The 26,609-nt window shown below is 49.8% G+C and carries 26 protein-coding genes; 23 read left to right on the top strand and 3 right to left on the bottom strand.

Annotation, left to right across the window (positions count from 1 at the left end; translation table 11 throughout):
- The first annotated feature begins 185 nt into the window (after nucleotides 1-185).
- The 4 genes from BN162_RS05435 to BN162_RS05420 all read left to right on the top strand — a co-directional run bounded on the left by BN162_RS05435 (nucleotide 186) and on the right by BN162_RS05420 (nucleotide 4,453).
- Nucleotides 186-545 carry a VOC family protein gene (locus BN162_RS05435; RefSeq protein WP_020224077.1) on the top strand — a complete coding sequence of 120 codons (360 nt, stop codon included), beginning with the start codon at nucleotides 186-188 and terminating at the stop codon, nucleotides 543-545.
- Nucleotides 542-1,468, top strand: a complete 927-nt coding sequence (locus BN162_RS05430) for a CPBP family intramembrane glutamic endopeptidase (RefSeq protein ID WP_020224076.1) — start codon at nucleotides 542-544, stop codon at nucleotides 1,466-1,468. Before BN162_RS05435 ends, BN162_RS05430 begins: the two co-directional genes overlap by 4 nt.
- A 110-nt stretch (nucleotides 1,469-1,578) precedes the next feature.
- The gene (locus BN162_RS05425; protein WP_020224075.1) at nucleotides 1,579-3,246 is read left to right on the top strand and encodes a M14 family metallopeptidase; all 1,668 of its coding nucleotides are present in this window, start codon (nucleotides 1,579-1,581) and stop codon (nucleotides 3,244-3,246) included.
- Nucleotides 3,247-3,346: 100 nt separating this feature from the next.
- Nucleotides 3,347-4,453: a DNA alkylation repair protein gene (locus BN162_RS05420; RefSeq protein ID WP_020224074.1), complete on the top strand. Its 1,107-nt coding sequence runs from the start codon at nucleotides 3,347-3,349 to the stop codon at nucleotides 4,451-4,453.
- A 212-nt stretch (nucleotides 4,454-4,665) separates the two neighbouring features.
- On the opposite strand, the gene BN162_RS05415 is transcribed toward BN162_RS05420, so the two are convergent.
- Complete coding sequence (locus tag BN162_RS05415; RefSeq protein ID WP_020224072.1) at nucleotides 4,666-6,882, bottom strand: oxidoreductase; 2,217 nt, start codon at nucleotides 6,880-6,882, stop codon at nucleotides 4,666-4,668.
- A gap of 159 nt (nucleotides 6,883-7,041) precedes the next feature.
- On the opposite strand from BN162_RS05415, the gene BN162_RS05410 reads away from it, so the two are divergent.
- The 13 genes from BN162_RS05410 (at nucleotide 7,042) to BN162_RS05350 (ending at nucleotide 19,867) form a co-directional block, all read left to right on the top strand.
- A complete protein-coding gene (locus BN162_RS05410) occupies nucleotides 7,042-8,535 on the top strand; it encodes a PucR family transcriptional regulator (RefSeq protein ID WP_020224071.1) in 1,494 nt (497 codons plus the stop codon).
- Between the two features lie 169 nt (nucleotides 8,536-8,704).
- On the top strand, nucleotides 8,705-9,628 hold the full coding sequence (gene yhfZ, locus BN162_RS05405) for a GntR family transcriptional regulator YhfZ (protein WP_020224070.1): 924 nt from the start codon (nucleotides 8,705-8,707) through the stop codon (nucleotides 9,626-9,628).
- A 256-nt stretch (nucleotides 9,629-9,884) separates the two neighbouring features.
- Nucleotides 9,885-10,253 (top strand): hypothetical protein, encoded by a 369-nt coding sequence (locus BN162_RS05400; protein ID WP_020224069.1) that lies wholly within the window; start codon nucleotides 9,885-9,887, stop codon nucleotides 10,251-10,253.
- A gap of 5 nt (nucleotides 10,254-10,258) precedes the next feature.
- Nucleotides 10,259-10,639 (top strand): PRD domain-containing protein, encoded by a 381-nt coding sequence (locus BN162_RS05395; RefSeq protein ID WP_020224068.1) that lies wholly within the window; start codon nucleotides 10,259-10,261, stop codon nucleotides 10,637-10,639.
- A gap of 30 nt (nucleotides 10,640-10,669) precedes the next feature.
- On the top strand, nucleotides 10,670-11,983 hold the full coding sequence (locus BN162_RS05390) for a YhfT family protein (RefSeq protein WP_020224067.1): 1,314 nt from the start codon (nucleotides 10,670-10,672) through the stop codon (nucleotides 11,981-11,983).
- A gap of 24 nt (nucleotides 11,984-12,007) precedes the next feature.
- Nucleotides 12,008-12,388 carry a DUF2620 family protein gene (locus BN162_RS05385; RefSeq protein ID WP_020224066.1) on the top strand — a complete coding sequence of 127 codons (381 nt, stop codon included), beginning with the start codon at nucleotides 12,008-12,010 and terminating at the stop codon, nucleotides 12,386-12,388.
- Between the two features lie 56 nt (nucleotides 12,389-12,444).
- The gene (locus BN162_RS05380) at nucleotides 12,445-13,356 is read left to right on the top strand and encodes a phosphotriesterase family protein (protein WP_020224065.1); all 912 of its coding nucleotides are present in this window, start codon (nucleotides 12,445-12,447) and stop codon (nucleotides 13,354-13,356) included.
- Between the two features lie 3 nt (nucleotides 13,357-13,359).
- A complete protein-coding gene (locus BN162_RS05375; protein WP_020224064.1) occupies nucleotides 13,360-14,529 on the top strand; it encodes an alanine racemase in 1,170 nt (389 codons plus the stop codon).
- Between the two features lie 2 nt (nucleotides 14,530-14,531).
- Nucleotides 14,532-15,500 carry an amidase family protein gene (locus BN162_RS17750; RefSeq protein ID WP_020224063.1) on the top strand — a complete coding sequence of 323 codons (969 nt, stop codon included), beginning with the start codon at nucleotides 14,532-14,534 and terminating at the stop codon, nucleotides 15,498-15,500.
- A gap of 10 nt (nucleotides 15,501-15,510) precedes the next feature.
- On the top strand, nucleotides 15,511-16,611 hold the full coding sequence (locus BN162_RS05365; protein ID WP_020224062.1) for an aminotransferase class V-fold PLP-dependent enzyme: 1,101 nt from the start codon (nucleotides 15,511-15,513) through the stop codon (nucleotides 16,609-16,611).
- 18 nt (nucleotides 16,612-16,629) lie between these two features.
- Nucleotides 16,630-17,841 carry a phosphopentomutase gene (locus tag BN162_RS05360; RefSeq protein ID WP_020224061.1) on the top strand — a complete coding sequence of 404 codons (1,212 nt, stop codon included), beginning with the start codon at nucleotides 16,630-16,632 and terminating at the stop codon, nucleotides 17,839-17,841.
- Between the two features lie 210 nt (nucleotides 17,842-18,051).
- Entirely contained in the window at nucleotides 18,052-19,095 is a 1,044-nt protein-coding gene (locus BN162_RS17745; RefSeq protein ID WP_020224060.1) for a helix-turn-helix transcriptional regulator, read from the top strand.
- Nucleotides 19,096-19,588: 493 nt separating this feature from the next.
- The gene (locus BN162_RS05350) at nucleotides 19,589-19,867 is read left to right on the top strand and encodes a helix-turn-helix domain-containing protein (RefSeq protein WP_020224058.1); all 279 of its coding nucleotides are present in this window, start codon (nucleotides 19,589-19,591) and stop codon (nucleotides 19,865-19,867) included.
- 46 nt (nucleotides 19,868-19,913) lie between these two features.
- Here the strand turns inward: BN162_RS05350 and BN162_RS05345 are convergent, their stop codons facing one another.
- Together BN162_RS05345 and BN162_RS05340 are read right to left on the bottom strand one after the other, a co-directional pair.
- Entirely contained in the window at nucleotides 19,914-20,408 is a 495-nt protein-coding gene (locus BN162_RS05345; protein WP_020224057.1) for a CarD family transcriptional regulator, read from the bottom strand.
- A 177-nt stretch (nucleotides 20,409-20,585) separates the two neighbouring features.
- Entirely contained in the window at nucleotides 20,586-21,311 is a 726-nt protein-coding gene (locus BN162_RS05340; protein ID WP_147612147.1) for a hypothetical protein, read from the bottom strand.
- 289 nt (nucleotides 21,312-21,600) lie between these two features.
- Between BN162_RS05340 and phnG the strand changes: the two genes are divergently transcribed.
- The 6 genes from phnG to phnM are packed head-to-tail and all read left to right on the top strand — an operon-like array spanning nucleotide 21,601 to nucleotide 26,590.
- Nucleotides 21,601-22,026: a phosphonate C-P lyase system protein PhnG gene (phnG, locus tag BN162_RS05335; RefSeq protein WP_020224055.1), complete on the top strand. Its 426-nt coding sequence runs from the start codon at nucleotides 21,601-21,603 to the stop codon at nucleotides 22,024-22,026.
- A gap of 10 nt (nucleotides 22,027-22,036) precedes the next feature.
- Entirely contained in the window at nucleotides 22,037-22,636 is a 600-nt protein-coding gene (phnH, locus tag BN162_RS05330) for a phosphonate C-P lyase system protein PhnH (RefSeq protein ID WP_020224054.1), read from the top strand.
- Complete coding sequence (locus BN162_RS05325) at nucleotides 22,624-23,724, top strand: carbon-phosphorus lyase complex subunit PhnI (RefSeq protein ID WP_020224053.1); 1,101 nt, start codon at nucleotides 22,624-22,626, stop codon at nucleotides 23,722-23,724. The genes phnH and BN162_RS05325 overlap by 13 nt, the downstream gene beginning before the upstream one ends.
- On the top strand, nucleotides 23,721-24,563 hold the full coding sequence (locus BN162_RS05320; RefSeq protein ID WP_020224052.1) for an alpha-D-ribose 1-methylphosphonate 5-phosphate C-P-lyase PhnJ: 843 nt from the start codon (nucleotides 23,721-23,723) through the stop codon (nucleotides 24,561-24,563). Before BN162_RS05325 ends, BN162_RS05320 begins: the two co-directional genes overlap by 4 nt.
- Nucleotides 24,563-25,408, top strand: coding sequence for an ATP-binding cassette domain-containing protein (locus tag BN162_RS05315; RefSeq protein ID WP_020224051.1), 846 nt, complete (start codon nucleotides 24,563-24,565; stop codon nucleotides 25,406-25,408). Before BN162_RS05320 ends, BN162_RS05315 begins: the two co-directional genes overlap by 1 nt.
- Nucleotides 25,409-25,420: 12 nt before the next feature.
- On the top strand, nucleotides 25,421-26,590 hold the full coding sequence (gene phnM / locus BN162_RS05310) for a phosphonate metabolism protein PhnM (RefSeq protein ID WP_020224050.1): 1,170 nt from the start codon (nucleotides 25,421-25,423) through the stop codon (nucleotides 26,588-26,590).
- Nucleotides 26,591-26,609 lie beyond the last annotated feature (19 nt).

The following is a 26,609-nucleotide window of genomic DNA, read 5'->3' as shown; positions in this document are numbered from 1 at the left end:
AAAATCAAAGCTGGAAATCAACCCGGTGAATTCAGGTAAAGATTGTAAAACCGAAAGAACCAGGACTTAAATTACGAAAACAGCAGGAAAAGCAGCAAGGGTCGCTATTTTCATTCTGAAAAAAATATGCGATAATAAAAAAGCCTTTAAGACAGTTCTGCATCAGAGAACAGGAGCGAATTACTATGCAATCCATGGTCGTCTTTTATCAATGCCGCAGCCTGGCCGCGACAGATGCTTTTTATATTCAGCAATTAGGGTTAAAGCTTTGGCATATCCAAAACGGCTGTCATATCTACGACAGCGGATACGGATATCTGGGATTTGTCGAAACGGATCATTTTGAGCTTCCGGCTTATTCGTGCATTTCCTTTAACTGTGAAAACTGCGCCGAAGTGGATCGGCTTTATGAAACATTCAAAGGAACTGAAGGGGTTCGTGCGCCGCAGCGGCATCCGCAGTTTGCGGTGTATTCCTTTTTCATTCAGGATCCCGACGGCTATACAGTCGAGTTTCAAAAGATTTTAGAGGAGGGAGAACAATGAGCGAGCGTGTTGTTCAGACGGTAACGCCGCGTCAGCTGCGTCGGGAATTCAATGGTATCGGCTTAACGTTTCTGGTCGTTTTTGCCTTAGCGGCCGGGGTGATCTTCGGATATCAGTGGCTGACTCCAATTCTGGAACCGTATTATCAGACCGTGGACCGGCAGGCTGCGGAAATGGGAATCCGGATCGTTGTGACCTTAGTCGTCATGCTTCTTCCGTTTCAGGTGTATGCCGCGCTGAAAAAGATCAAAACCGGACGGTTTTTCGGCGCCTGCCAAGGTGAATGGCGGGAAATTCTCGAACTGATTCTGATCGGTCTGGCACTGAATCTGCTTTTAACCTTCATCGTCGGGATTTTGGCTTTGGTGCTCAGCTGGTCAAATATTCAATTCGCTTCTTCGGAAATGATTGTGCAGGGTAAGCTGCCGGCAGTCATCTTAAGTGTTGTTCAGGCTGTTCTGATCTTTCCGTTATGCGAGGAATTTATTTTCCGCGGTGTGTGTCTGCGCAGCTTTGGCCGCATGGGCAATTATTTTGCCATTTTTGCCAGCTCACTGTTATTTTCGCTGATGCACGGCAATCTGATCAGTATTCTGCCTTCCTTTTTCCTGGGCGTTTTTCTGGCGGTCGTCACAATGCGCTTCAATTCGATCCTGCCGGCGCTGATCATCCACATTGCGATCAACCTGCAGACGGTGGCTTTGCAGTGCGTGCCGATTCAGTATTCCTGGATTATCGGCTTAAGCTGCATCCTTATCTACGCGTTGGCGTTAGCCGCGCTGATTCGCAATCGGCATCAGCGGATCATCATCCGCCGGGAGGCGAATCCCTGGGTTTTGATCCAGCAGTTCTTTCTGTCCTGGGCAATGGTGATCACGCTGATTTTGTACGGTGTTTTGAACGTATTAACGATTAAACTTTAATCAAACCGGTTACAGCCGGTTTTTTATTTTATGTTTTTTTTAAAACACATTTGTTTTGCCGAGGGAATCGAACAGTGATACACTGATTTCATGAGAATGGAGATGACGGAATGAGAACAACATTTACTTACGATCATTACGCAGATTATGCTGAGCTGACTGAACGTTTGCTTTACTTTAAAGAACAGTATCCGAAGTATATGCACTTGAAGAGCTTAGGCCAGACGCCGGAAGGGCGCGAACTGTGGGCTGTGGAAGTCACGGATCTTGGCACCGGGAATTTTGATGAGAAACCGGCGCAGCACATTGACGGCAATACGCATGCCGGGGAAGTGACCGGTTCGATGGCGGCACTGCATCAGCTGGATGTTCTTCTGACGATGCATGATGATCCGCAGATCGCAAGGCTGTTGCAGACCTATACCTTTACCTTTATTCCGCGGATTTCGCCGGATGGGGCAGAAGTCTATCTGAAAACCCCGGCTGCACTGCGCTCGGTCAACCGACCTTCGGGTAAAGCTCCGGAAGGGGTTGTCCGGCAGGATCTGGATGGGGATGGCGTGATCCGCTGGATGCGGATTGCGGATGAAGACGGAGCCTGGGCGACGGATGAGGAAGAACCGCGGCTATTGCGCCGGCGCCGTCCGGATGAAATCGAGGGCGTGTTTTATACCGTTATGCCGGAAGGGATGCTTCAGGGAAAAACGGATTCTGTGCTGAAAGCCGCACCAGCGTTGTGGGGATTGGACTTTAACCGTAATTATCCATGTTGGTGGAAACCGGAACAGCCCGGCGCCGGCAATTATCCGCTGGATAATCCGGAAACCCGCGCTGTGGCTGATTTTCTGATCGCGCATCCCAATGTCGGCGTGATGATCACCCATCATACCAGCGGCGGCATGATTCTCAATCCGCCGGGACCGTTTTCAGAAGCGCAGCAGGAGCCGCTGGACCGTAAGATTGTTCATGCGATCGGCGCGCTGGCGAAAGAAGAAATGGGATATCCGCTGCTGAATCTGTACGATGGATTTCATTGTACGGAAGAAGACTATGCCGCCGGGGCCGGTGACGACTGGGCTTATCTGAATCGTGGTATTTTTGCGGTGACAGCGGAGCTGTGGGATTGTCAAAGCCGAGCTGGAATCTCGGTGGAAGAACAGCTGGATCCAGATCTTGGCGAAGCGGAGCGCTTACGCCAGCAGAAACTGACTTTAAAGTGGATCGACGCGCATTGTCCGCAGGCCTGGAAGCCCTGGACGGCGTGGGATCATCCGCAGTTTGGTCAAGTAGAAATCGGCGGTCTGGATTACAAGTTTACCATTCAGAACTGTCCGCCGGCTTATCTGAAACAGGAATGCGAGAAAGCGACGCGGTTTGCGCTGCGTCAGGTTCGTCTGCTGCCAAGACTCGTCATTCGTCGCTTCCAGGCGCAGCCATTAGGCCATGATTTTGTGAAGCTGAGCGCTGAAATCGTCAATCATGGGTATCTGCCGACCTATATCAGCTCTCAGCGTAGGCAGATGAAACTGGCGGAACCAATCCGGGTAGAGCTGAGCGGGGCAGAGATTATCCAGGGACAGGCGCAAAGTGAAATTGAAGCGCTGGAGGGCTATGCTTTGGATCAGACCGAGCTGTCCTTTTCCAGCGTCTATGGCCAAACTGCAGCGATGCGTAAGCAGTTGGAATGGATTATCCGGGCCCCAGTGCCAACAACGGTTGAGCTGCAGGTCATGTGCGCTCAGGCCGGACAGATCCGCGCCGTATGCACGATTGAATAAGCACACAGTGGAAGGATAAAGGGAAGCGCCGTATTTCTTTGGATGTTCAAGCCAGGATTATTTCAGCTGCCAGAAATAGGCGAAGTATAAGGAGAACTCCATGCCGGAATTGATGAAGAACAAAATAAACGAACAATCGCTGTACGAATTAGCCACGCGAATCAACCAAATCGATCCCTCGTTTGCGGTGCGTGCGTTTGTCAGCGATGGGCTGCGCGAGCCTTGGGAAACACTGCCACTCAAAGCCCGCATCCGCAAGATTGCGCTTACCCTGGGGCAATCTCTGCCGCAGGATTATCGTCGGGCGGTTTCAATTCTCAGTCAGGTTGCCGCCGGATATCCGCCTACCGTCAACGGATTGTCCTTGTTATGTCTTCCTGATTTTGTTGAGGTCTTTGGTCAGAAGGAAGCGGATTGGGATATTTCGATGGCGGCGCTGGAACAAATGACGCCGATCGCCACCGGGGAGTTTGCGGTCAGAGCCTTTATTCTGAACGATGAGCCGCGAATGATGCGGCAGATGGAACGCTGGACGCAGCATCCGAGTGAACATGTCCGCCGGCTTGCCAGCGAAGGCTGCCGGCCGCTGCTGCCTTGGGGTCAGGTCTTAAACTGTTTCCGTCAGGATCCGCTTCCGGTGCTGAAGATCTTGGAGCTCTTGAAAGCCGATCCCGCTCCCTATGTGCAGAAAAGCGTGGCGAACAACCTGAACGATCTATCCAAAACACATCCCGAGTTGGTCCTTCAAACGGCTTACCGATGGTATGGGGAAAATGAAATCACTAACTGGATCGTTAAATATGGCTGCCGGACCTTGTTGAAAACAGGCAATGCCCAGGCCCTGGCGCTGTTTGGCTTAGCGGATCAGGAAAGTGTGAAGGTTGCGGATTTTCGACTTTCATCCGCATCCATTCAGCTGGGAGAAGACCTGAATTTCAGCTTTCAGATCGAAGCTCATAAAGCGGTGAAAGTGCGCTTGGAGTATGCCATTGATTATGTTAGGGCATCGGGAAAACGCAGCCGCAAAATCTTCAAGATCTCTGAGCTCACGATAAAGGAAAAGGAAAAACGGACATATGCCAGAAAGCATTCCTTTGCCGATACGAGCGTGAGAAAGCATGTTCCAGGACGGCATTCCATTACCTTGATTGTCAACGGCGCAAAGCTGAAAACACTCGATTTCGAAGTGATGGCTGCCGTGATGTGAACCGGCTTTGATTTCAGTTCAGACAGTTCAATGAAAAGAAATAAAAAGAAAAACAGGAAGTGTCCCGCTTCAGCGATGAAGAACGCGGATTGGGTTGACTTCCTGTTTTTTTCTATGATTGGACTGATTTTGGATGCGTTTCGAACGTTGAAGCTTAAGCCAAAATGAGGCTTACACGCTGAAATTCGGATCCGTTTCTGTTCGGGAACAGCTTAAACTGTCCGGCCGGCATCATTGCCCGCATGAATCGCCTTGGCAATGTTGTACGGATGAGCGCAGTCGCCGATCGCATAGGTTTCTGAGACTGCGATCCCCTCGAGCAGGCTGGTGTTTGGCAGCATGTCCGCTCCGTTGACAATCGCGTCGCAGGCAATTTCCATTTCCACACCGGTTTCTGTCAGAATGACAGCTTTGTTCTGATTCACAGACTGAATCGAAGCCTTTGGCCAGGCGCTGAAGCCCAGGGCATACAAGGCCGTCGTCATCATCCGCATCGCATGCTGAGATTGCTGCATATCCAGCTCTTCCGCCGCGTTCGGGGTGACCATCGTAACATGCTTTTTATGTACGGTTAACCACAGTGCCATATCGAAGGCCTGGGCATTGGAACCGTAAACAATGACGTTTTCGCCCATTTCGGTAAACATGGCGGACTCGATGTCCACAACCGGAGCACTGCCGTCGCCGTTGACTGTCAGGGTATCGCGCAGACCGCCGGTGGCCAGGATGAGTGCATCCGGAGCCTCAGACTGAATCTTAGCAGCATCAATTTCAACCCCAGTTTCCACCTTAACTCCGGTGATTTCCAGCTGCCGGATCAGGTAGTTCTTGAAATCCTGCAGGTTTTCGTGCGGGCCTTTCACGGTGTGGGCAAAATCCAATAATCCGCCCAGTGTGCCTTTCTTTTCATAGAGGGTGACATGGTGACCGCGGGCTGCCGCGATGCGGGCAGCTTCCATGCCGGCCGGACCGCCGCCGATGACCATGACATTTTTAGCTTTTTCGATCGGCGGCAGTTCGTAGGTTGCCGGGCCGCCTTCGCGCATGACCCGCTGCGTCATCGCATTGACGCGGCAGTATCCCGCCATAGCATTGGCTTCATTGCTTCCGATATGGCAGTGCAGACAGCGCGTACACGGCGCAATTTCATCAAGCCGGTTTTCTTTTAGCTTGTTGACATACTCCGTATCTACGGTTAACGGCCGGGTCATCAAGAAGAAATCAGCCTTGCCGTCTTCCAGCGCCTGTTCAAAGAAATCTGGGGCATGTGCCGGATCCATGTAAGTAACAACGCCGCATGGAATGCTGATGGCAGCTTTATAACGCGCCGCGACATCCAGAAGCATGCCGGCGCCGCTTGTATCGCCGATCAGCTGTCCCTGCCAATGTTTCTTGAAATCAAACTGCGTACCGAAGCCGGAGGCGCCTTCAATTCCATTTAAGATAAAGTACAGATCGCTGCCAAACTGCGCAACATGATGGCCTAATGGACCTAAACGCAGATGCATGGAATCAGCACCGGCCGCTTCAAACAACTTGGCGAAGGCAATGCCTTCCTCAACGGTCGTGACTTTCGTCCGCGGTGTTGTTACGGCGTTGTCCAGCGTCATCAGCGTCGGGTTGTTGGCGACGTTGTCGTTTTCTTCAATCGCATCGATCAGAATCTGAACGTTGAAATCATCACCGCAGGCCTGCTTGATCTTGGTGATGCATTCGGTGACGAAACGGGCGCGGTTTTCCAGTGTGGTGCAGCCATATTCATCAGTACGGGTATTGTAAAAGCGGGACAGGAAATGCTCGCCCATGTTGAAGCCGGCGGCATTGATTTCAAACGCTTTAAAGCCCAGCTCCTGCATGCCTTTGGCGATTTGAGCACCGCGGTCTTCAATCGCCTGAATCTGTTCTGCAGTCATCTCGTTTTCCCCAGCACCAAACTGAGCCCACTGATAGCCCAGGCTGGCTCCGTATTTCGCACATTCTTCGACCAGCTTTTTGCCGAAAGCCAGGGTTTCAGCACTGTAGCCGCTGCCATCAGCCGGAATTTCCAGTGCTGTGATGCCTTCAACATAGATCATCTCCACGCCGCCCTTAGCGAAGTTGACATAATATTGAAGCAGTTCATCCGTCAGTCCGGCCAGGTAAGTTGCCGAACCAGCGGCAGATTTCACCATGCGGTGGCTGAGCTGCAGCGAACCGACAGTCAGCGGTGAAAACAGCGTTTTCAATTCTTTGGTATGCGTCCGGTAGTCATCGCGCTGGATGTTGAGATACGCTGCGGCAATCTTGTCATTTTCGACAGAAGGGGCCGGTGTAGTGACCTCCGGGGTTTTTTCGTTTTCTGTCGAACAGCCGACTAACCCCGCGGCCATGAGTGATAAAGCCGTGGCGCCGCTTCCCTTCAGGAAGTCGCGCCGTGAAATTTTGACCATAATTCTTTCCTCCTCTTATGTTAGTATTTTAACAATCAAAGGGCTTACACTTCATCATCTGATTGCTAGATTATTCACACAGGATTTTGTGCAAAATGCCGAAAATCCAGATAAGGACGTCCAGGTTATGATAAAATAAAGAAAAAGGGGGGCGTAAGGATGCAGGTTAAAGCTTTGCTCGAAAAGATTAGAAATGATTTTTCAATTTCAATTCCGCAAAATTCAGGCAATATGCCGATCCTCCGCTGTCAGCTGATCTTTGCGAAGCCCGCGGTGCTGACACCGCAGACATTGTATATCCAGGCGGAATCCTTCGTGCTGGATCCGTCAGCTTTTTCCGACAGCTTCTTTCTGATGAAGGATCGGGGAAGCGCAGGATGCAATGCCGCCGTTTATCATTCCGGCAGCGCTCAGGATTTATATCAGGTCCTATCCATGCTTTTGACCGACGCCGAAGCCTATGCCCAAGCAATTTCTGCATTGCAGCAGGCGGCCGGAAAGGGCGGAGGCATTGAAGCGCTCGTGAAAACAGCTTACCAATATATCCAGAATCCGATCCATATTCTAGATAAAACGTTTTCGCTGATTTACTCCTGTCCGCAAACGCCCAGCGGCAACGCGATCTTCGATCATTTCTTAATTCATGGAAAACCGCATCCGGAGTATCTCTATCATGTCGAAGCAACGATTATGCATTTCAGCGAACATCATATCCGCTGCGCCCAGATTATTGATTATGATGCCGGCCCGCTGAAACTGATCAGCTGTTCGATTGGTTCCCTGCCGCATTTGCTAGGCGGAATTGAAGTTCTCCAGCTGAACCGTCCGTTTACGCAGAATGATGTCCGGATCCTGGATCAGCTGGCGCTGCTGTTGCAGATTGAATTGTTTAAGGCGAACAATGCCGCGGAAAAAGCAGATACGCAGTTTGAATTGCTGATTCAGGATATCCTGTACCGCCGGTTTCTGCATCCTGAGCTTCTGCAGCTTCGCCTTCAGCCGTTCCCACAGCTGCAGAACCGCCGCTTTTGTCTGCTGCTAAGTCAGATCCCCAAAAGCAAAACCTGTACGCTGAAATATTATCATGAAGAAATAGTGCGCTGTGTTGATGTCATTGAATCCTTTCAGCACCAAAATGATCTCTATTTTCTCATTGATCCTGCTAGCTGGGAAACAAAAAATCATCAAGCGCTAGACAAGCTGGCTGTCAAATCCGGAACTTTGATGATTCTCAGCGATCCGCTGGACAGTCTGATTCATTGTCCGGTTATCGTCGCGATGCTTCAGGGTGGGCTGAGCGTAATCAGTAAGACGAACGGGTTATATCTTTTCAGAGATCTTTATTTTAAAACGCTGCTGCATTCGCTTTCCAGCCCCAGCTCGCTGACCCTGCCGGATTTTATTCATCCTGGGATTCAGCGGCTGAAAGATTTTGATCAGCTGCATCAGACCGATTTTCTGGAAACGCTTAAGCTCTATCTGCAATGTCAGTGCAGTCCATCGCAAACCGCGGCACGACTTCATCTGCATCGGAATTCACTGGCATATCGACTTCAGAAAGCCCGTCAGATCAGCGGCTTTTTCAGTGAGAACCCACAGGATTCCCAGAATTTTCTGCTGGCGATTCAGATCGATGAATACTTAGGATCTTAATTCTGCCAACGGATTTTAAGCTGGCAGCGCTGCGGCGAGAAAGCAGTGCAGAGGTAAATTTCAGGCTGGGAAGTTGCCCGGCTTTGAATTTAGTCATTTTGATGATAAAATAACAAGAAAAGAAGACAGAATTCATTTCATTCGAGGACTGAATAAACGGAGATAAACGATGATGTACTATGAAGATTTAATGGGAAAAAATGCGATTGCCACCGTCAAGGTATCCCGCGAGCTGCTGAAATATTCGGTTGGAGAACGCATTCCAACAGTCAGCGAGTTTGTGGAATCGCTGGGATTAGCCCGGGGAACGGTTCAAAATGCAATCAAAACGTTGATTAATCACGAAGCTGTACGAATTGAATCGAAGGGGCATCTTGGCTCCTACATTGTAAAAAAGAACATGCGGATGCTGCTGAAATTTGCCGGTGTGCGGATGTTGCTGGGGACGATGCCGCTTCCTTACAGCAAGCGCTACGAAGGGCTGGCCTCCGGCTTGATCGCGTCGATGGAGAACAATTATGACCTGCCGATCAACCTGGCCTACATGCGTGGGTCCGTCAACCGCATCAGCATGGTCCTGCAGAAACGCTATGATTTTGCGGTTGTTTCCCGCTATGCCGCCAATCATTTCTGTGAAAAATATCCGGATAAAATTGAAATTGTCCTCGGATTTGGCCCGGGTTCTTATTTGAGCAGCCACGTAATCATGTTCCACAATCCGAATGTCAATGAAATTCAGGATGGTATGAAGGTGGGCACCGACTCAACCTCGATTGACCAGAAAGAACTGACACAGTCAGTATGCCGGGGGAAAAAGGTCGAGTTCATCGAGATTGAATATTCGCGAATCATTGAGCGCATCATTTCCGGTGATATTGACGCGACCGTCATGAATATAGACGAAGCCAACGATAAGCATGTCAAAATTCATACCCAGCCGATTCAGAGCGGAAATCTGGACAACACGGAAGCCGTGCTGGTCGTAGCCAAGGAAAATGAAATTTCCTCTTTGATCAAGGAACTGGTCGATGTGGAAACGGTACTGAATATCCAGCGTTTGGTTTTGGAAGAAAAAATCACGCCGAGTTATTAAGTCAATTGAGTTGATTTCAATGATAGTTGATCCGAAAACGCTGAACGGCGTTTTTTTCTTGGCTTTAAAACCGAAAGAAACATAGCGGGTTATTCAAATCGCAGGGAAAGGAAAAACCAGGCTTAACCTTCCATGAAGGTAAACAATCCAGATTAAATTCAAAATACAAGAAAATGTATTTTGCTTGTTGACTTTCTCACTTGCTGGGGATATACTGAAATTGTAAATACAGAATATTGTATATTGGGTGAGAGAGATGAAAGAAATCAAATGCTACCGATGCGGAAAAACTCATTCCGTCGCATCGATGAAACTGCGGAAAGCTTGGGAATGTACGCATTGCCATGGGGTGATGGTGCTGGATTTACCGACTCAGCGAAAATTAAAATATGTCCGGATGCTGTTTGTCGCCATCATCGTCAGCTTACTGATGTACGGCTGCAGTCAACTGGGAAGTGTAACTAGTTATATCGCATTGATCATTACCTGTTCGCTTGCGATTGTCATCACACAGTTTTCCGATCAGCTTTGTCTGTGGCTGACGGATAAGCTGTTCGGCTTAAAGTATATGCCAGTCGAAAAAGACAAGAATTCCCCGGTAAGAAACAAACAGAAAGGAAAGTGAGAAAGATGGATTTTACGGAAAGATTGAATTTGTATTTGGAAGGCGGCATGATTCAGCCGGAAGATGTTGCGGATATCCAGGCGATTATCGCAATGTTTGACACGAAGTATCACATAATCCTGCAGGAAGAAAACGCTGATACGTTTATCGCGCATCTTTGCGCCGCCTTTGGCCGTGCAGTAAGCGGGGAAGAAGTTGAGCCGCTGCCGCCGGAAGTTAAGGCCGAGCTGGAAGGCTTGGACAGTTATCCAAAATCAAAAGAAATGTTACAGGATGTTATGGCAGCGGCGCGCAATCGCTTGAATGAAACCGAACAAGATTACGCGCTGCTTCACATAAATAATCTGATTGCCCGGCTGAATGAGGAACAGCCGCAGTTGGATTAAGGGGAATCTTATTAGTAAGAGGAGGTAAACATGGAAGGAATCATTACTAATTTTGAATTTTCACTGCCGTTTCGTGCGATCGTATTGATTGCGATCTGTGCCTGGGCAAGCTTGCTCTCGCACAAATGTATTTCCAACTTCAACGACGGCGCCCGACCCGTCTTTCCGGAATTGATGGAAGGCCGGATGACGCGTGCTGAGTTTGCCGTAGTCGTTACCGGCATGGGTTTCGGCTGGGTCTTAGCCGGGTTCAGCCAGTGGTTGGGCACGGGTCTGATCGCCTGTCATCTGACGCTGATCGCGACGGACTGCTTAGGCGCCTGGTCGCCGAACAAATGGGTGGCATTAATCATCGGCGGCGCTTATGGGGCATTGTGCGCCTTCGGCACCAGCTTCATCAATTCTGCCTTCACCGCTCTGCCGTATAACTTCCTGAATGATTTAACGCAGATCAGCTCCCCGGCGCTGCCGGTATTCTGCATGTTCCCTGCGGTTGCGATCGCGAGCCAGTTCGGGGCTAAAAAGGGAATTACAACGGGTGTAATCGAAGCGGTCGTCTACATTTTCTGCACGGTTGTCGGCGCTGTCAATCTGGGTTCGATTTCCGTCAGTCTGTATCCGTATACCTTTGCGATGCTGGCCGGCATGATCTGCCTGTTGGTCTATTCAATCCAGGGAAGCAAGAATTCTGAAAGCGTGGAAAACGATTCAGAAACTGAGAACCTGTTTACGAAGAATGCCAACCGGATTAAGAGCAACTGGGTTTATCTGTGCATCCAGGGTGCGCTGAATGCTTTAGGCATCCATGTCTTAGCTCAGGCTTATCAGCCTTACGTTTTATCCTCGGCCGTTCTGGCAGGCAATATGGGCACGTTTGAATTGGCGATGATCGGCGTTATTATCGCGTTTATTCCGCTGATCGTATCGACCGCTCTGGCCACCGGCGTTTATCAGGCGGTCGGTCTGACGACCGTCATGCTGGTGGGCTGTCTGGCACCGACCTGGTGGCTGGCGCCAATCTTCGGCTTCGTTGCCGAATTTGCAGAAATTCAGCTGCTGGGACTTTTGGGCAAAGGACTCTCGAAGTTTCCGGAGCTGTCCAAGTGTGGCGATTATATTCGTGATGCCATGGTTTCCTGTATCGGTTTAGCGTTAGTTGCTGGTTCATTCTTGGCAGCCAATGCAACCTGGGGCGCGGTCGGCCTGATGATCGTCGGCGGCTTCTTCGTGCTCAACGATGTAACCGGCCAGCGCATTCCGAAGTCAGCTGTGGGTCCGTTAGCGGCTGTCGCTGTTGGAATTCTGTTCAACATCATGATCTTTTTGGGATTTGTCGCGTTGTAAGGAAATAAAAAAGGAGAATTGCTTATGTTAAAAATTGAATGCTGCGGATTAACCGCTTTACAGACAAAACAGATTATTGAGAAAAAATTCCCAGGTCTTGTCGAAACCGCATTAGACCCGGATATGATCGCGGCCCGCAAAGTCAAAAGCGGCAATGTGGATTTTTACTTAGGAAGCTGTATGACCGGAGGCGGCGGTTCAATTGCGACAGCGATTATGGTATTGGGGTATGGAAACTGTCTGACGGTTTCCAAGCAAGGCAATTGTCCAAATGAAAAACAGATTCGTCACCTCATTTATTCAGGCAATCATAAGGCGTTTGGGTATGTGAAAACGCATACTGAACAAGTTGTTCCAGCCTTGGTGCAGGCACTGCTTGATAAATCTGAAGGAAAACCTGAATAGCGGGTATTGATTTAGGGGCATCTTCGGATGCCTCTTTCATTTAAGGAGGTTATGCAATGATCCGTACGGTAACAAACGATATCGAAAAAGAAGAACTCGGCATTACGATGTGCCATGAACACTTTATTGTTGATTTGGATCGCGTCCGGCATGACGGCATCAGTAAGATTGAAACTGTGGAAGAAGTCGAGCCGGAAATTCAACAGATGATGGCGCTGGGCGTCCAGGCCGCGGTGGAGGTCAGCACGATTGATCTGGGACGGGATGTCTGCAAGCTGAAGCAGATCAGTCAGGACACGGGCTTGACCATCATTGCCGCGACCGGATTCTATTTAACCCAATACCATCCGGAATGGCTCAAGGAAGCCTCGCCAGAGCAGATTGCGCAGGTGTACATCAGGGAACTAATGGAAGGGATTGACGATACTGGAATCAAGGCCGGGATTATCGCCGAAATCGCTTCGTCCCCCGATCGGTTCGAAGGGGAAGAAAAAAAGATTTTACAGGCGGCGGGCATCGCCAGCCGGCTTACCGGCGCCGCGGTGTCAACGCATACCAGCCGCTTTACCGCAGTGGAAACCATTGAAACGCTGCTTGCGGAGGGCGTCGATCCGGATAAGATCATCATCGGTCATCAGGATCTGATCGACGATAGCGCATATCATGCCCTTCTGTTGGAATACGGCGTGAATATCGCGTTTGACACATGCGGTAAGAAAGCCTACATGCCGGATGAAACGCGTGCCCGCAATGCGTTAAAAATCATCGAAGCGGGGTATGGCGACCATCTGCTTTTCAGCAATGATATTTCCCGCCGAACGTATTTTACAAGCCACGGCAAAGCCGGCTACCTGAGCGTGATGAAAGAGATTGTTCCGCTGTTAAAACAAATTGGGGCGAAAGAGGAACAGATAAGACGGTGTCTTGTGGACAATCCGGCGCGAATTCTGAATAACGAGTGGAGGTAAACTATGTTTTTGAAGTCCTGTCTGCAAAATAATTCAAAACTGATCGAGTTCGCCTTTCACGCTCACCAACAGGGATTGATCCTTCCCGATACGTATCTGCTGGATCTTGATACGATTGTCGAAAACGGCAGAAAGATGCTCGAAACGGCCCGGCAAAATGAGGTGAAATTATTCTTCATGCTCAAGCAGCTCGGCCGCAACCCCGTCGTCGCGAAACACCTGGAAGCTTTGGGGTTTGACGGCTGTGTCGCCGTGGACTACAAGGAAGCGCTGCTGATGATCGAGCATGGCGTCCATCTAGGCAACGTCGGACATTTAGTTCAGACGCCCAAAGCGGCAATGAAAAAAATCGTCGCCGCCCGGCCGGACGTCATGACGGTGTACAGTTTGGAAAAGATCGCGGAGATCAATCAGGCTGCCGCTGAGCTGAACGTGATTCAGCCGCTGATGCTGCGGATCACGGATGCGGATGCCAGCTTGTATTCGGGTCAGGTTGCCGGTTTCTTCAGTGACGAACTGCCGGAAATCCTGCATTATTTGAAAACGCTGAAGCATGTCTGCTTAGGCGGAATTACCGTTTTCCCGGCACTGCTTTACAATGAGGAAGCCAAACAAATTCAAGCGACAAGCAACGTCAACGGCCTGCTTCGGGCACTGCAGCGAATTCAGGCGGAAAGCTCGCAGCCGCTTCTGATCAACATTCCCAGTGCCACCTGCTGCACTTCGATTCCGCTCATCCGTCAGTTAGGCGGCAATAACGGCGAACCCGGACATGGCTTAACGGGAACGACACCGCTGCACAAAGCTGAACCGCAGCCAGAGAATATCGGATATGTCTATGTTTCTGAAATCTCACACAACTATAAGGATAAAGCGTATTGCTACGGCGGCGGTTATTATCGGCGAGGGCACATGGCGCATGTTTTAGTCGGTTCTGATCCAGCGCAGGCCAGGCTGCTTCCGATTGCGGCTCCGGATGATGATTCGATTGACTATCATTTTGAAATTGACGGCCGCTGTACAGTTTCCGAAACCGCGCTGATGTGTTTTAGGGCCCAGATTTTTACGACCCGCTCGCAGGTTGCGATCGTTGAAGGACTCCATCAGGGGACACCAAGAATCAGCGGTCTTTACGATGCGATGGGCAAAGAAATCAAGGTGAATTGGGAGTAACCATGAAAGAAAATTATAAGCTGCAGCATAAAACGGCGCTGCTTAATCCTTATGGTTCCGTGGTTCGGGTGCTGGAAGCCGATCCTGCCAAGCTGTTAGTGGGGATTAAAAATGTGAAATCGATTCCCAACAGCTTGATGCACAAGCTGGAACCAGCCGGGTTTACACTGCATACGATTGATAAAAAATCCCAGCTGGCGGGCCGGGCAGTTGACACGCAGCTGATCAACCCGATCAGCGGTCGGTGGATGTCCGGCTCCTCATCCGGAACCGCGATCAACGTGTTCGCCGGGATCAACGATTTGGGGATCGGCAATGACGGCGGCGGAAGCGTCCTGGCGCCGGCGATCAGCGTCAATATCCTGAGCTTTATCAGCAAGCTGATCGAAGCTGATCGTCCCCAATCGCTCAAGCCGAACACGGACAACATGACGGCATCCAATTCGATCGGCTTCATGGCGCGGGATAAAAAGATTCTGTATCAGGCCATTCGTGCTTCAATCGGCATTGAACCGGCTGAAGAAACCGGGCTGATTCTGGCGGATCGGGATTATCCGCCTTTAAAAACACAGATCATTGACATCATGGATCCGTTGGCTCCGCGCGCAGAACTGACAGTCTATTTGAAAGAAGTTCTGGCACAGTGCGATGTCTTGATGATCAGCGAAGGACCAATAGACCGCAATGGGTTTGGCGACTCGCTGTTCGGCCATTTCGACGAATCGACGCAGCGCATCCAGCAGGCTGCCGGAAAAGGCTATGTCCGGGTCTGCAATTTAGCCGATGCGACAGCCCTGTCCCTGCCGCAGGCAGCATTAGGAACAGCGACCTTGTTGATGTGTGAAAGCAAGCCGGAGAAGATCGCACGGTTATTGCATGCAGGGGAGCAGCTTGAGGAAGTTCATGATGCCCTGATCGAACGTTATTTCCTGGATCTCAACAATTATTTTATCGACGGTTACGAAATATAGGAGGAAGTGTATGAACGTTTATCCATTAGAGAATATTACCTTGCAGCAGGCCATGCAGAAACAATTCCGGCTGGTCGACTGCATCACCCGGTATTTCAGCGGATCCGAGAGTCTGACGCGCGGAGATCTGGGCGTCCGCCAGCCCGGCAATCAACCGCTGACGACACAGAAGGCCGAACAGGCGATCGCCGCCTTCTTCGGTGCGGAAGACTGCATTTTAGTCCGCGGCAGCGGAACCGGTGCGATTCGCTATGGTCTGAGCGCGATGGTGAAACCACAGGCCAAAATTCTGATTCATCAGGCACCGGCCTATTCGACAACGCAGACCAGCTTTGAAATGTTTGGTCTGATTGCGGTGGAGGCGAATTTCAATGACCAGGAAGCGATCGTGAGGACATTGAAGGAAAATCCGGATATCTGCGGCGCGCTGGTTCAGCACAGCCGTCAGAAGATCGACGACCGGTATGATCTGACAGAAGTCATCACCGTAATCAAACAAATGGCGGACATTCCGGTGCTGATCGATGATAATTACGGCGTAATGAAAGTCGATCGGATCGGCTGTGAATGCGGTGCGGATCTTTCCTGCTTTTCCACCTTTAAGCTGCAGGGGCCGGAAGGCATCGGCTGCGTGGTCGGAAAGCAAAAATATATTGAACGGATTCGGAAGATGCACTATTCCGGCGGCAGTCAAACACAGGGATGGGAAGCGCTGGAGGTTCTGCGCGGGCTCACCCTAGCGCCGGTCATGCTTGCCTTGGCAGATCAGGCGGCCAAAGAAGCGCTGAGCCGGATTCAAGCAGGGGAAATCGCAGGTATTAAAAATGCCTACTTGGCCAACGCCCAGTCTAAAGTCTTGCTGATCGAGCTGAGGGAACCGATTGCGAAAAAGGTGTTGGCGGCTGCTGAAAAACATGGCGCCCTGCCTAATCCTGTCGGTGCCGAATCCAAATATGAATTAGCGCCGATGTTCTACCGGGTGTCCGGAACCTTCCTTCGCTCCGATCCGACCTATGCTGATACGATGATCCGCATCAATCCGAATCGGGCCGGGGCAGAAACAGTTTTAAGAATTCTGGCGGAGAGCATTCAGGATGCCCAAACTGCCTGAAGACGCAGGAATCCAGCCATGAGTAAACGATTTATTATTATCGTGCTGGATGGCTTCGGTATCGGCGCGATGGCGGATGCCAAAGCCGTGCGGCCAGGCGATGAAAAGGCTAATACACTTCGCAGCCTTCTGCACGATCATCCTGAGCTGAAGCTGCCCACCTTGGAAAAACTGGGTCTGATGAATGCCTATGGAGCGGAAAGCGCCCAGATGAAATTCAATCACCAAGCCAATTTTGGGAAGAGTGAACTGATGCACTTCGGCGCGGATACATTTATGGGACATCAGGAAATCATGGGGACGCTGCCCCGACAACCGGAGGTGCACCCCTTCCAGCAAAAGGTGGATCTTGTCGCTCAACATCTGAAAGATCATGGACATCAGGTCAAGATCATTCATCGGCAGAACTTGCGGTATGTCGTCTGCGATGAATTCGTCACGATTGCGGATAACCTGGAAGCCGATTTGGGCATGTGCTACAACGTGACAGCCCCTTTGGATTTCATCTCTTTTGAATCCGAGGTTGAAATTGCCGAGCGAGTGCGCGAGGTGGTCACAGTCGGCCGGGTGATCGTCTTCGGCGGAACCGGCAATACGATGCAGGATCTCTATCAGGCAGAAGAAATGAAGCAGGGGCGGTACATCGGCATCGCTTCAGCCAAATCCAAATCCTATGAACAAGGTTATCAATGCCGTCATTTGGGTTATGGCGTCAACAAAGCGGTGCAGGTACCGACGATTCTGACAAAGGCGCAAATTCCCTGCATGCTGATCGGCAAGGTTGCGGACATTGTCGCCAATGACTTGGGAACGAGTATATCCTGTGTTCCGACCGAAGAATGTCTGCGGCTGACCTATGAAGCACTGCAGAAGATGGATACGGGCTTTATCTGCACCAATGTTCAGGAAACAGATCTTGCCGGACATTCGCAGGACAGTGCCGAATATGTGCGGATCCTGAAACAGGCGGATGCGGGACTGGCGCGGATCCTGCCGTTGTTAACCGAGGAGGATATTCTGATCGTTCAGGCGGATCATGGCAATGATCCGAATATCGGCAGCAGCCGGCATACACGTGAGTGTGTCCCGCTTTTGATCTATCGCAAGGGCTTATCCGGCGTCCGGATCGGTACACGGCGCACGATGTCTGACAACGGAGCCACGTGCTGCGATTTCTTTGGCGTCAGTGCTCCGGAAAACGGCACATCCTATCTTCAATACCTTCAATAATCAGAAAAAGATGAACTTTGACCCGAGTTGTAAGTTCTAAGAAACTTATTCAAAAATACCGTCGCCAACCTACGACGAAACGCCGCCCTTGGAAACCATGGGCGGCGTTTTTGCGTACATGGGAAATTGCAGCATCGATATTGAATCGGGGTGCAGAGGTATAATATATTTGCAAGCTGGCTTCCCTTTCAACGAAAAAGGGAGTTCATTATGGAGAATAGAATCGATGATCTAGACATTAGGCAAGAATATGCAAGATTTGCTTTTTCCTGCAAAGAAATAAGCAGACTGGCATGGTATAATCAATTCCAGGTGATAAGAGTGAACTATTTTCAAGGATTAACAAATGCAATTGAATATGTGGAAGAGCATATTTTGGAAGCGATTGATTTTGATCAGGCATCGCAATGTGCAGGAATGTCAAGGAGCAGTTTTCAGCGCTTTTTTCTTCTTGTCGCAGATATGACTTTTTCTGAATATGTTAGACAAAGAAGAATGGACGGTGCAGTTTTTGACCTCTGTAATACTGATGAAAGAATTATTGATATAGCGGCGAAATATTGCTACGATTCGGCGGCTGCATTTAGCCGTTCAGTAAAAAAGCTGACTGGAAAGAAGCCCAGCGAAATACGGCAAAATGGTTCTGATTTTTGTTTTCCCAAGCTTTCTATTAAAGTTAGCCTTAGAGGAGGAGAATTAATTATGAACAAAACACCTATCGTCAAAATTGAAGAACATCACAAGGAGAAAGTCATTGCGTTTAGGGTAGACTGTGAAAATCCCGAGAGTGCAGCATGGGGACTTATGTCTGAATGGTGCATTGAGAACATGAGTGACAGAACAGGCAGACGCTATGTAGGATTCGCGCCAATCGGCCATCATCCCAATGGAGCACCACATCAAAATGCTTCTGAACTGGAAACGCATCCATATGTAGCTATGATGTTTTTGATAGGAGATGAATGTGAAAAAGAGGTATTTCATGGACTTCAAGTTGAAGAGGCTCCAGAAGGTCTGTTTTTGGTTAATGATGTTGTATTGAATCAATACGATGAAAATGGAGACTTGGATATAGCCCTTAGCATGATGAAAGCATCGGAGTCCTTTGGTGAATTTATGAATAAAACAGATCAGTATGAGTTTGACTGTGGCAAAGGTATTTTCTTCGAAGAACACATTTTTTCTGAAAGATGGTTTGAGCAGGGGGGTGTTCCCGACGGATTTAGAATGTGGGTGCCTATATTAAAGAAATAAATTTACTTTATATTGCTTTGCCGATTTGCGGATTGCCCGCAATCTCCTACTACTGAATATGACCTGTGTGGTCAAATGAAGAAGCCGATGTGTTGATGCAAAATGCACCGGTTTTTTTTCAAACTGACTGCACGCACGGTCAGAAAGCAGATAAACGGCAGAGCTTAAATTAACCGGATCCTTTTTAGTGAGAATGCTAAAGAGAGGATGGAGGACAAATCAAGTGTCTTTTTCGCGATGAGATTCAGCAGAATGCAGCTTGTTTGGGAACTTGATGGAAAAATCTTGCATGTTCATCTTTGGAATGGCAGGCTAATCTTTTTACGTCAGGAGAACAAAGTCGGCTGAATTGAAAATATTTTCAGAATCCTTCTTGTTTTTTGAGCAGGGAAAGTGGTGAATTAACCGAATACGGGTATAATTGAACCGTTTACTTGATATGATAGAAATCGAGTCTTTTTCAAGTAAATCAACAAGGAGAGGGGAATTGTCTATGGAATATTCGCAGATGCTTGTAAATCGAATCAAAACTTTGTGCCGCCAACGAGGTGGAGTCACTATTCACCGCTTAGCGAAAATGTCCTCTCTGCGCCAATCGACGCTGGATAACATCATGCGGGGCAACACAAAAGATCCTCGCATCAGCACGCTGCATCACATCGCTTTGGGTTTTAATATGACGCTGACCGAGTTTCTGGATTTCCCAGAGCTGAATGATTATGCATTTGAAGAAGAGGATGAAGAAAGAAAAAAATCCGTCTTCCGGGCGTAAAAAAACGGAAAATCCTGCGTCAGACGCAATTTTTCCGTGAGCTGATTTATTGATCTTTTAATCGGCAGAGGAGGTAGTCAGCGACCTCTTCTTTTTTTATTTGAAAAGACAGGGAAATTTCTTCATGAAGCAGCTCTTCTGCCTGTTCTAAAATTTCAGCATCGCTGCGGGAAATGGATTTTCGGTCCCGCAGTTTATCCTGTTTCTGCGTATAGATGGATTTGATCAGCTGCGCCAGCTTCCGGCCGTCGCCTTCAGCTAAAATCTTGCGGTAGACCTCTTCCCGAGTGCGTTTATCATCAATCCACTCAGACTCCAACCGCGGCATTTCTTCGATCATCTGCTCGATCTCTTCCCGCTTCATAACAGGCCGCAGCATTGGATTAGAAGCTGGGGTCACGATCTTCGTATTAATTCCATAAACAGAATTGAGTACGTAACAGATTTCCTTATGCCGTGGCCGCAGTTCTTTTTTGATTATTTCTTCAACCTGAAAAATACCTCGTGCGCCATACCGGACATAATCTTGAACTTGAAACATGAGACTCACTCCCCTTTCAAAAGGTCAATGGTTACTTCTATTTTACCATTTTTAAGGGATTTTCGTAAGTAAAATCGTTGGGTGAGCAGGAAAGGCTGATTCTCGGATAAACCGGATTGTTAATGTTCATCGCCGTTAGGCTTCTTCTTTTATTAGCGAAATCAGAGTTATCGGAAATCAGCCAGGGAAATAGGAATCCAGCCGTTCCCAGCGCTGATCCACATTGGAGTACACTTCAATTTGAGAAAGCGGTGTTTCCGCTGAAATTTCAGCCTGACCTTGGCTTTGAATTTCGCGCATCCCTCCCTGATAGCCCAGGATGGTATAAGCATCAGGATCCAGTGCAGTTTCATCGGAACGGGACAGATAGAGAAGATAAACTTTTCCAACTTCCACGTCGATGTCCTCTGCGATCTTTTCATAAATATAAGCGGGTTCAGGCTGATCTGTTTTTACGTGATTTGATGCAGGATTGGCTAAAAGCCAGTCCGTGTGACTGACGATCCCGCCAGGACGGGCATAAGCGATAACTTGCCGTTCCTCCAGGCTGCCTTTCAGACTTCTGATAATTTTCAGCTGTCCCTGCGTAAAAGGCGAAACGTAGCTTTGCGCTGCTTCATTGAAATTACTGCCTCCGGTAATCGAACATACAGAAGCCAGTACGATATCGGTGCTCTGCGTGGCCAGGGTTTCAGCAGTGAACGCTTCCGGCATGAGTTCAACCTGTCTTTCCTGAAGCTCAATCGTCTGCGGATCCAGCTGTGCGTAAGCATCCGTATAAAGACAAGGATCCCCATCCAATGGCTTGGAACCCTTAAGATCATCGGAGGCGGTTCTAAAGGAACAGGCTCCAAGCAGCGTCAAACAGAGTATGCCCGCAGTGCCTTTTTCTATGAAATTCATCGTGATCATCTGCCTTTCTAGTTTAATTTTAACAGGAAACAGAAGCCGAAAATCAGAATTCATAAAATGTTAAGAAAAAGAAACAAAATGGCAAAGAATCCGCAAAGGCTGGCTGCTATCTACTTTCATCAATCTACACAATCCCAAGCCAAGCGCTTTCATTTTTCACTCTCCCGTTTGTCAGCGGGAAGCGTTGATTTAAACTTAAACAACTCTTAACGGGCGGTTTACAAAGGTGTTTGCGAAATGGGATACAATGGCGATGTTATCTGAGGAAAGGACTTGGAGAATGAAACGAAAAGAACGCACACAAATTCTGATTCATTGTCCGCTGGATTTTCTGACTCTGCTGAAACAGAAAATTGAAAGCGAACATCCAGTGCGGATCGTTGAGGATCCGCAGCTGTCCCTGGTTATGGTCAAAATGCGGGAGAGTGCTCAAAGCAGTCTGTTCTATTTGACGGAAATGGTGGTCAGCGAGTGCAAGGCAGAGGTGGAAGGAGTTCTGGGAATCGGAATTCTGCAGGAAAATCAGCTAGAAAAAAGTCTTTGTCTGGCTGTGATTGACGCCGCCTACAATGCTTCTTTGAAATGCTGCGAACAGCTCACCGCAATGATCCGCGAACAGGGACAGCTGCAGCAAAAACAAAGAATTCAGGAGAACAAGCAGATCTTAAAGACCCGCGTCAGCTTTGAAACCATGGACAAGGAATGAGGAGAAGTCAATGAATAAAGATCAGGTTTACAGTCTTCACCGCGTTTACCGCAAGGTACTGGATGCGATGGCGCGGCCCGGAACAATCCAGTCGCTGTCGGAAGAGGCAGCGATGATCCGTCTGGATCTAGGGTGTTTGCCTGCAGCCCAATGTCTGATTCAGCTTTTGCTGGATGCGGATACGACCTTCTGTGCTTTCAGTGCGGATGAAGCTCTCGAAAGAAAAATCAGCCAGCTGACTTACTGTCCGATCCGTCCGATGGAAAAGGCGGCGTATGTGCTGCTTACGAAATCGGTAGCCGCAGCTCTGCCCTCGGTGATGGAGCAGGTCAGCGGCGGAACGCTGGAAGATCCGCAGCTGGGTGCGACGCTGATCGTGGAATGCAGCGCTTTGAAAAGCGGCGGGGAGCTGGTGCTGAAAGGGCCGGGAATCCGGGATGTTACCCGCTGTCAGATTGAAACCCGAGCTGGCTGGATTGAAGCCCGGGCAGAAAAGAATGCTGAATTTCCGTTAGGGGTGGATCTCATATTTGTTGATCCCCAAGGGCAAATTCTCTGTCTGCCGCGGACGACTCAAATAAGCAAGGAGGCAGAAACATGGCCTATGTAGCCGTAAAGGGCGGGAAGATCGCCATTGAACAAAGTATTCTCCGTTTAAAGCAGGAACGGCTGCGCTCCGGTAAGGCCGCCTCTGTCAAAACAATTGAGAACTCAATGCGCCTGTTAGTGGATCAGGTGATGAGTGAAGGCTCAATTTATTGTCCATCGTTGGCCGCTTTAGCGATCAAGCAGGCGGAAGGCTCAATGGAGGAAGCCATATTTCTTCTGCGGGCATACCGTTCCACGCTGCCGCGCCGTTATTATTCAACGACGGTTGAGAGTGCAGACATGCAGATTGAACGCCGGATCTCAGCGGCATTTAAAGATATTCCCGGCGGTCAGATTTTGGGAACTTCTTATGATTATACCCATCGGCTTCTGGATTTTGATCTGTTGGAGGAATCCGATGAACAAATTCAAAAAATTCTTCAGCAGTTCAAAGAAGCGGACACGGACACGATCATCGCACCGGAATCGATGCAGATGCCGAAAGTGACGGATTATCTGCGCTCACAGGGATTCATTGACCCGATCGAGCCGGATGACAGCGAACCCAAGGATGCGACCAAGGAAACACTGACTTTTCCCTGCCCGCGTTCAATGCGGCTGCAGATTCTGACCCGCGGCATGACCCAGGCCGTGACAGCCTTGGGCTATGCTTCGCTGCGCGGATACGGTGTAGCCCATCCGACGGTGTGCGAGCTGCGTGTCGGCCGGCTGCCGATTACGATAGCGGACCCGGCCAATGGGGATGATGAAGAAAACGAGTATGTGATCGGCGAGATCAAAGTGACGGAAGTGGAAAGTTTAATTCCGGTGACCCGTCGGACTGAGGACGGCAGGAAGCAGATCAGTTTTGAAATTGGCTACGGCATCGCGGCCGGTCAGAACGAAACCAAAGCGATCGCAATGAGCATTCTGGATCAATGCTTAATGCATCCGGAGAGCAGCTTTGCGACTTCGGATGAGGAATTCGTCCTTTATCATGTCGACAGCATCGAGGCGACCGGTTTCATTTCTCATTTAAAACTGCCGCATTACGTTACATTCCAGGCCAAACTGAACAGCGCCCGGAAAGTCAGGGAGGAAAAAGCATGAACGAGCATATCAACTTTGCCTTTTTTGACGAAGGCAGCAAGCGTGAGATTCGCCGGGCTACCTTGAAGGCTGTCGCGATTCCGGGATATCAGGTTCCTTTTGCTTCACGGGAAATGCCGATTGCCCGCGGCTGGGGCACCGGCGGACTGCAGCTGACGCTGTCCTGCATCCTGCCGGAAGATCATCTGAAAGTCATTGATCAGGGCAGTGATGAAAGCGTGAATGCGATTTCCATTAAAAATCTGATCACCTCCACGACCGGGGTTCAGATTACCCAGGATACCGAGCAGGCCACGCTGATCCAGTCGCGCCATCGAATTCCGGAAGTGCCGTTAAGTGCCGGACAAATCCTGGTTCTTCAGGTTCCGACACCGGAGCCGCTGCGGTCTGTGGAGCCAAGTGAAAGACTGACAAAAAAGCTGCATGCGGAGGCGGAATACAGCGGAGCCTGGCTGATGCTTTTTGAACAGATCATGAAATACGGGCGGATGGCCACCGGCGCCGATCACCCGGTTCGTACAGCCGGACGGTATGTCATGGCGCCTTCGCCGATTCCCAAGTTTGACAATCCGAAAATGGATCACAGCGAAGCTCTCATTCTTTTGGGAGCCGGCCGGGAGAAAAAAATCTATGCCGTACCGCCGTACACCTCAGTTGTTTCGCTCGACTTTGAGGACGCTCCTTTTGAAGCGGAAAGCTTTGAGGGGAAGAAGTGCAGCTTGTGCGGGGCAGAACATGTCTATCTGGATGAAATTCTGGATGCAGACGGCACCGTTCGCTATCAATGCAATGATACAAGTTACTGTATGAACCGCCGCAACCGCAGGGAGGAAAACTAATGGAAGTCATGGAAACACCGCTCATGAGCGTGCGTCATCTTTACAAGCAGTTCGGTACGGGCTGCATCCATTGTCAGGATGGCAGAACCGACGCGTTAGTCGGCAATTATTGTCCGCACTGCGGTACGGTCTATGCCTGCCGCGATCTGAACTTTGATCTGTACGACGGTGAAATTCTCGGTGTGGTCGGGGAATCAGGCAGCGGGAAATCCACGATGATGCGTTGTTTGTATTTTGACCAGGAGGTCAGCAGCGGTTCGGCAACGATCCGAACGTATAAGGACGGCCGCACCAATCTGTTTACTGAATCTTCCCAGCAGCAGCGGTTTATCCGCAATACCGTGCTGGGCATGGTTTATCAAAATCCGTATCTCGGTCTCAAAATGAATTTCTCCTCGATCGGCAACATTGCGGAGAAACTGATCGCCGCCGGCTGCCGCAATGTGGCTCTGATGGAAAACCGCGGCGTGACGCTGCTGGATCGCGTCAATATTCCCGCCCATCGCCGCAAGGATGAACCGAAGACGTTCTCCGGCGGTATGCAGCAGCGTGTCCAGATTGCCAAAGCCCTGTCCAACAACCCGCCGGTGCTGCTTCTGGATGAAGTGACAACCGGCCTGGATCTGTCCGTTCAGGCGAATGTTCTCGATCTGATTAAACAAATCCAGCGGGAAAGCGGTGTTTCGATGATTGTCGTTTCGCATGATCTGGCTGTCATTCGGATGCTGGCAGACCGCACGATCGTCATGCTCGAAGGCCGGATCATCGAGCAGGGGCTGACCGATCAGATCATGGAAGATCCGCAGCATCCCTACACTCAGCAGTTAGTGTATTCACTGCTTTAGGAGGAAAGTTGAATGAAACTGATTACGAACGTCCGCATTGTGACGCCCGAAGAAATTCTCGACGGCTGCCAGGTTGTGATCCGCGAAGATCAGATCCTCAGAATTCAGCCGGAAGGTTCTCCTGTCGAAGGGGAAATTGACGAACAGATTAACGGCTACGGCGGCTGGCTGATTCCCGGCTTTGTCGATATTCATTCCGATTACGTCGAACAGATGATCGCCCCACGTGTAACCAGTGTGATCGACTTTGAGCTGGCCTTATACGAATATGAAAAAGAACTGATGGCGCATGGCATCACGACGATGTTTCATTCCATTTCGTTATTAAAAAACACCGGCAAAAAGGCGATGCGCCGTCCGGAAAATGTCCGCCGACTGATGGAGCTGATCGACCGCAGTCACAATCAGCTGCATTTAATTCACCATCGTTTTCATCTGCGGTTTGAGCTGGATAATATCGATGCTTATGAAGACGTACTGGATTTTATTGATAAAGGCTATGTGCATCTGCTTTCCTTTATGGATCACACACCAGGTCAGGGCCAGTATCGTAACCTGGAGATTTATAAATTGTCCTACATTGCGGACGAAGGTCTGAGTGAAGCGCAGGTGGAGGAAGAACTCCGCCGCCGCATGCACCATGAAACACTGACGCTCGACAAGATTCAGGCCGCCGCTGACAAAGCCTTTGAAAAGGGAATTGCGATTGCTTCCCATGATGACGATACGATTGAAAAGCTGGATGTGGTTCAGGATTTCCACGCGACGATTTCAGAATTTCCGATTACGATGGAGGTCTGTGCTGAAGCCCATCGCCGCAACATGGCGACGGTAGTCGGTGCTCCGAATATTCTGTTGGGCGGCTCGCATGCCGGCAATCTCACGGCCAGTGAGGCCATTGAAGCCGGAATTGCGGATATCCTGTGCTCGGATTACTATCCGGCCAGCATTCTGCATGCGATCTTCATGATGGAACATCAGGGCCAGACACTCCCGAAAATGGTGCGGATGGCCACGCTGAATCCGGCGAAAGCGGTCGGCATTGAGGATCGGGTGGGTTCCATTGAAGTCGGGAAAAAAGCGGATCTGTTGATTGTTCAGGAGCTGCCGAACCATTTCCCGGCGATCACGCATGTGCTGGTCGACGGCGTTGTCGTCAGTGAAACCCACTATCGAATTTAATCGGCAAGGCCTCAACGGA

The sequence above is a fragment of the Holdemania massiliensis AP2 genome (assembly GCF_000327285.1).
GTDB classification, from domain to species: Bacteria; Bacillota_I; Bacilli_A; order Erysipelotrichales; family Erysipelotrichaceae; genus Holdemania; species Holdemania massiliensis.
Note: the sequence above shows the minus strand (reverse complement) of the source record. Positions and strands in the feature narration are given on the sequence as shown.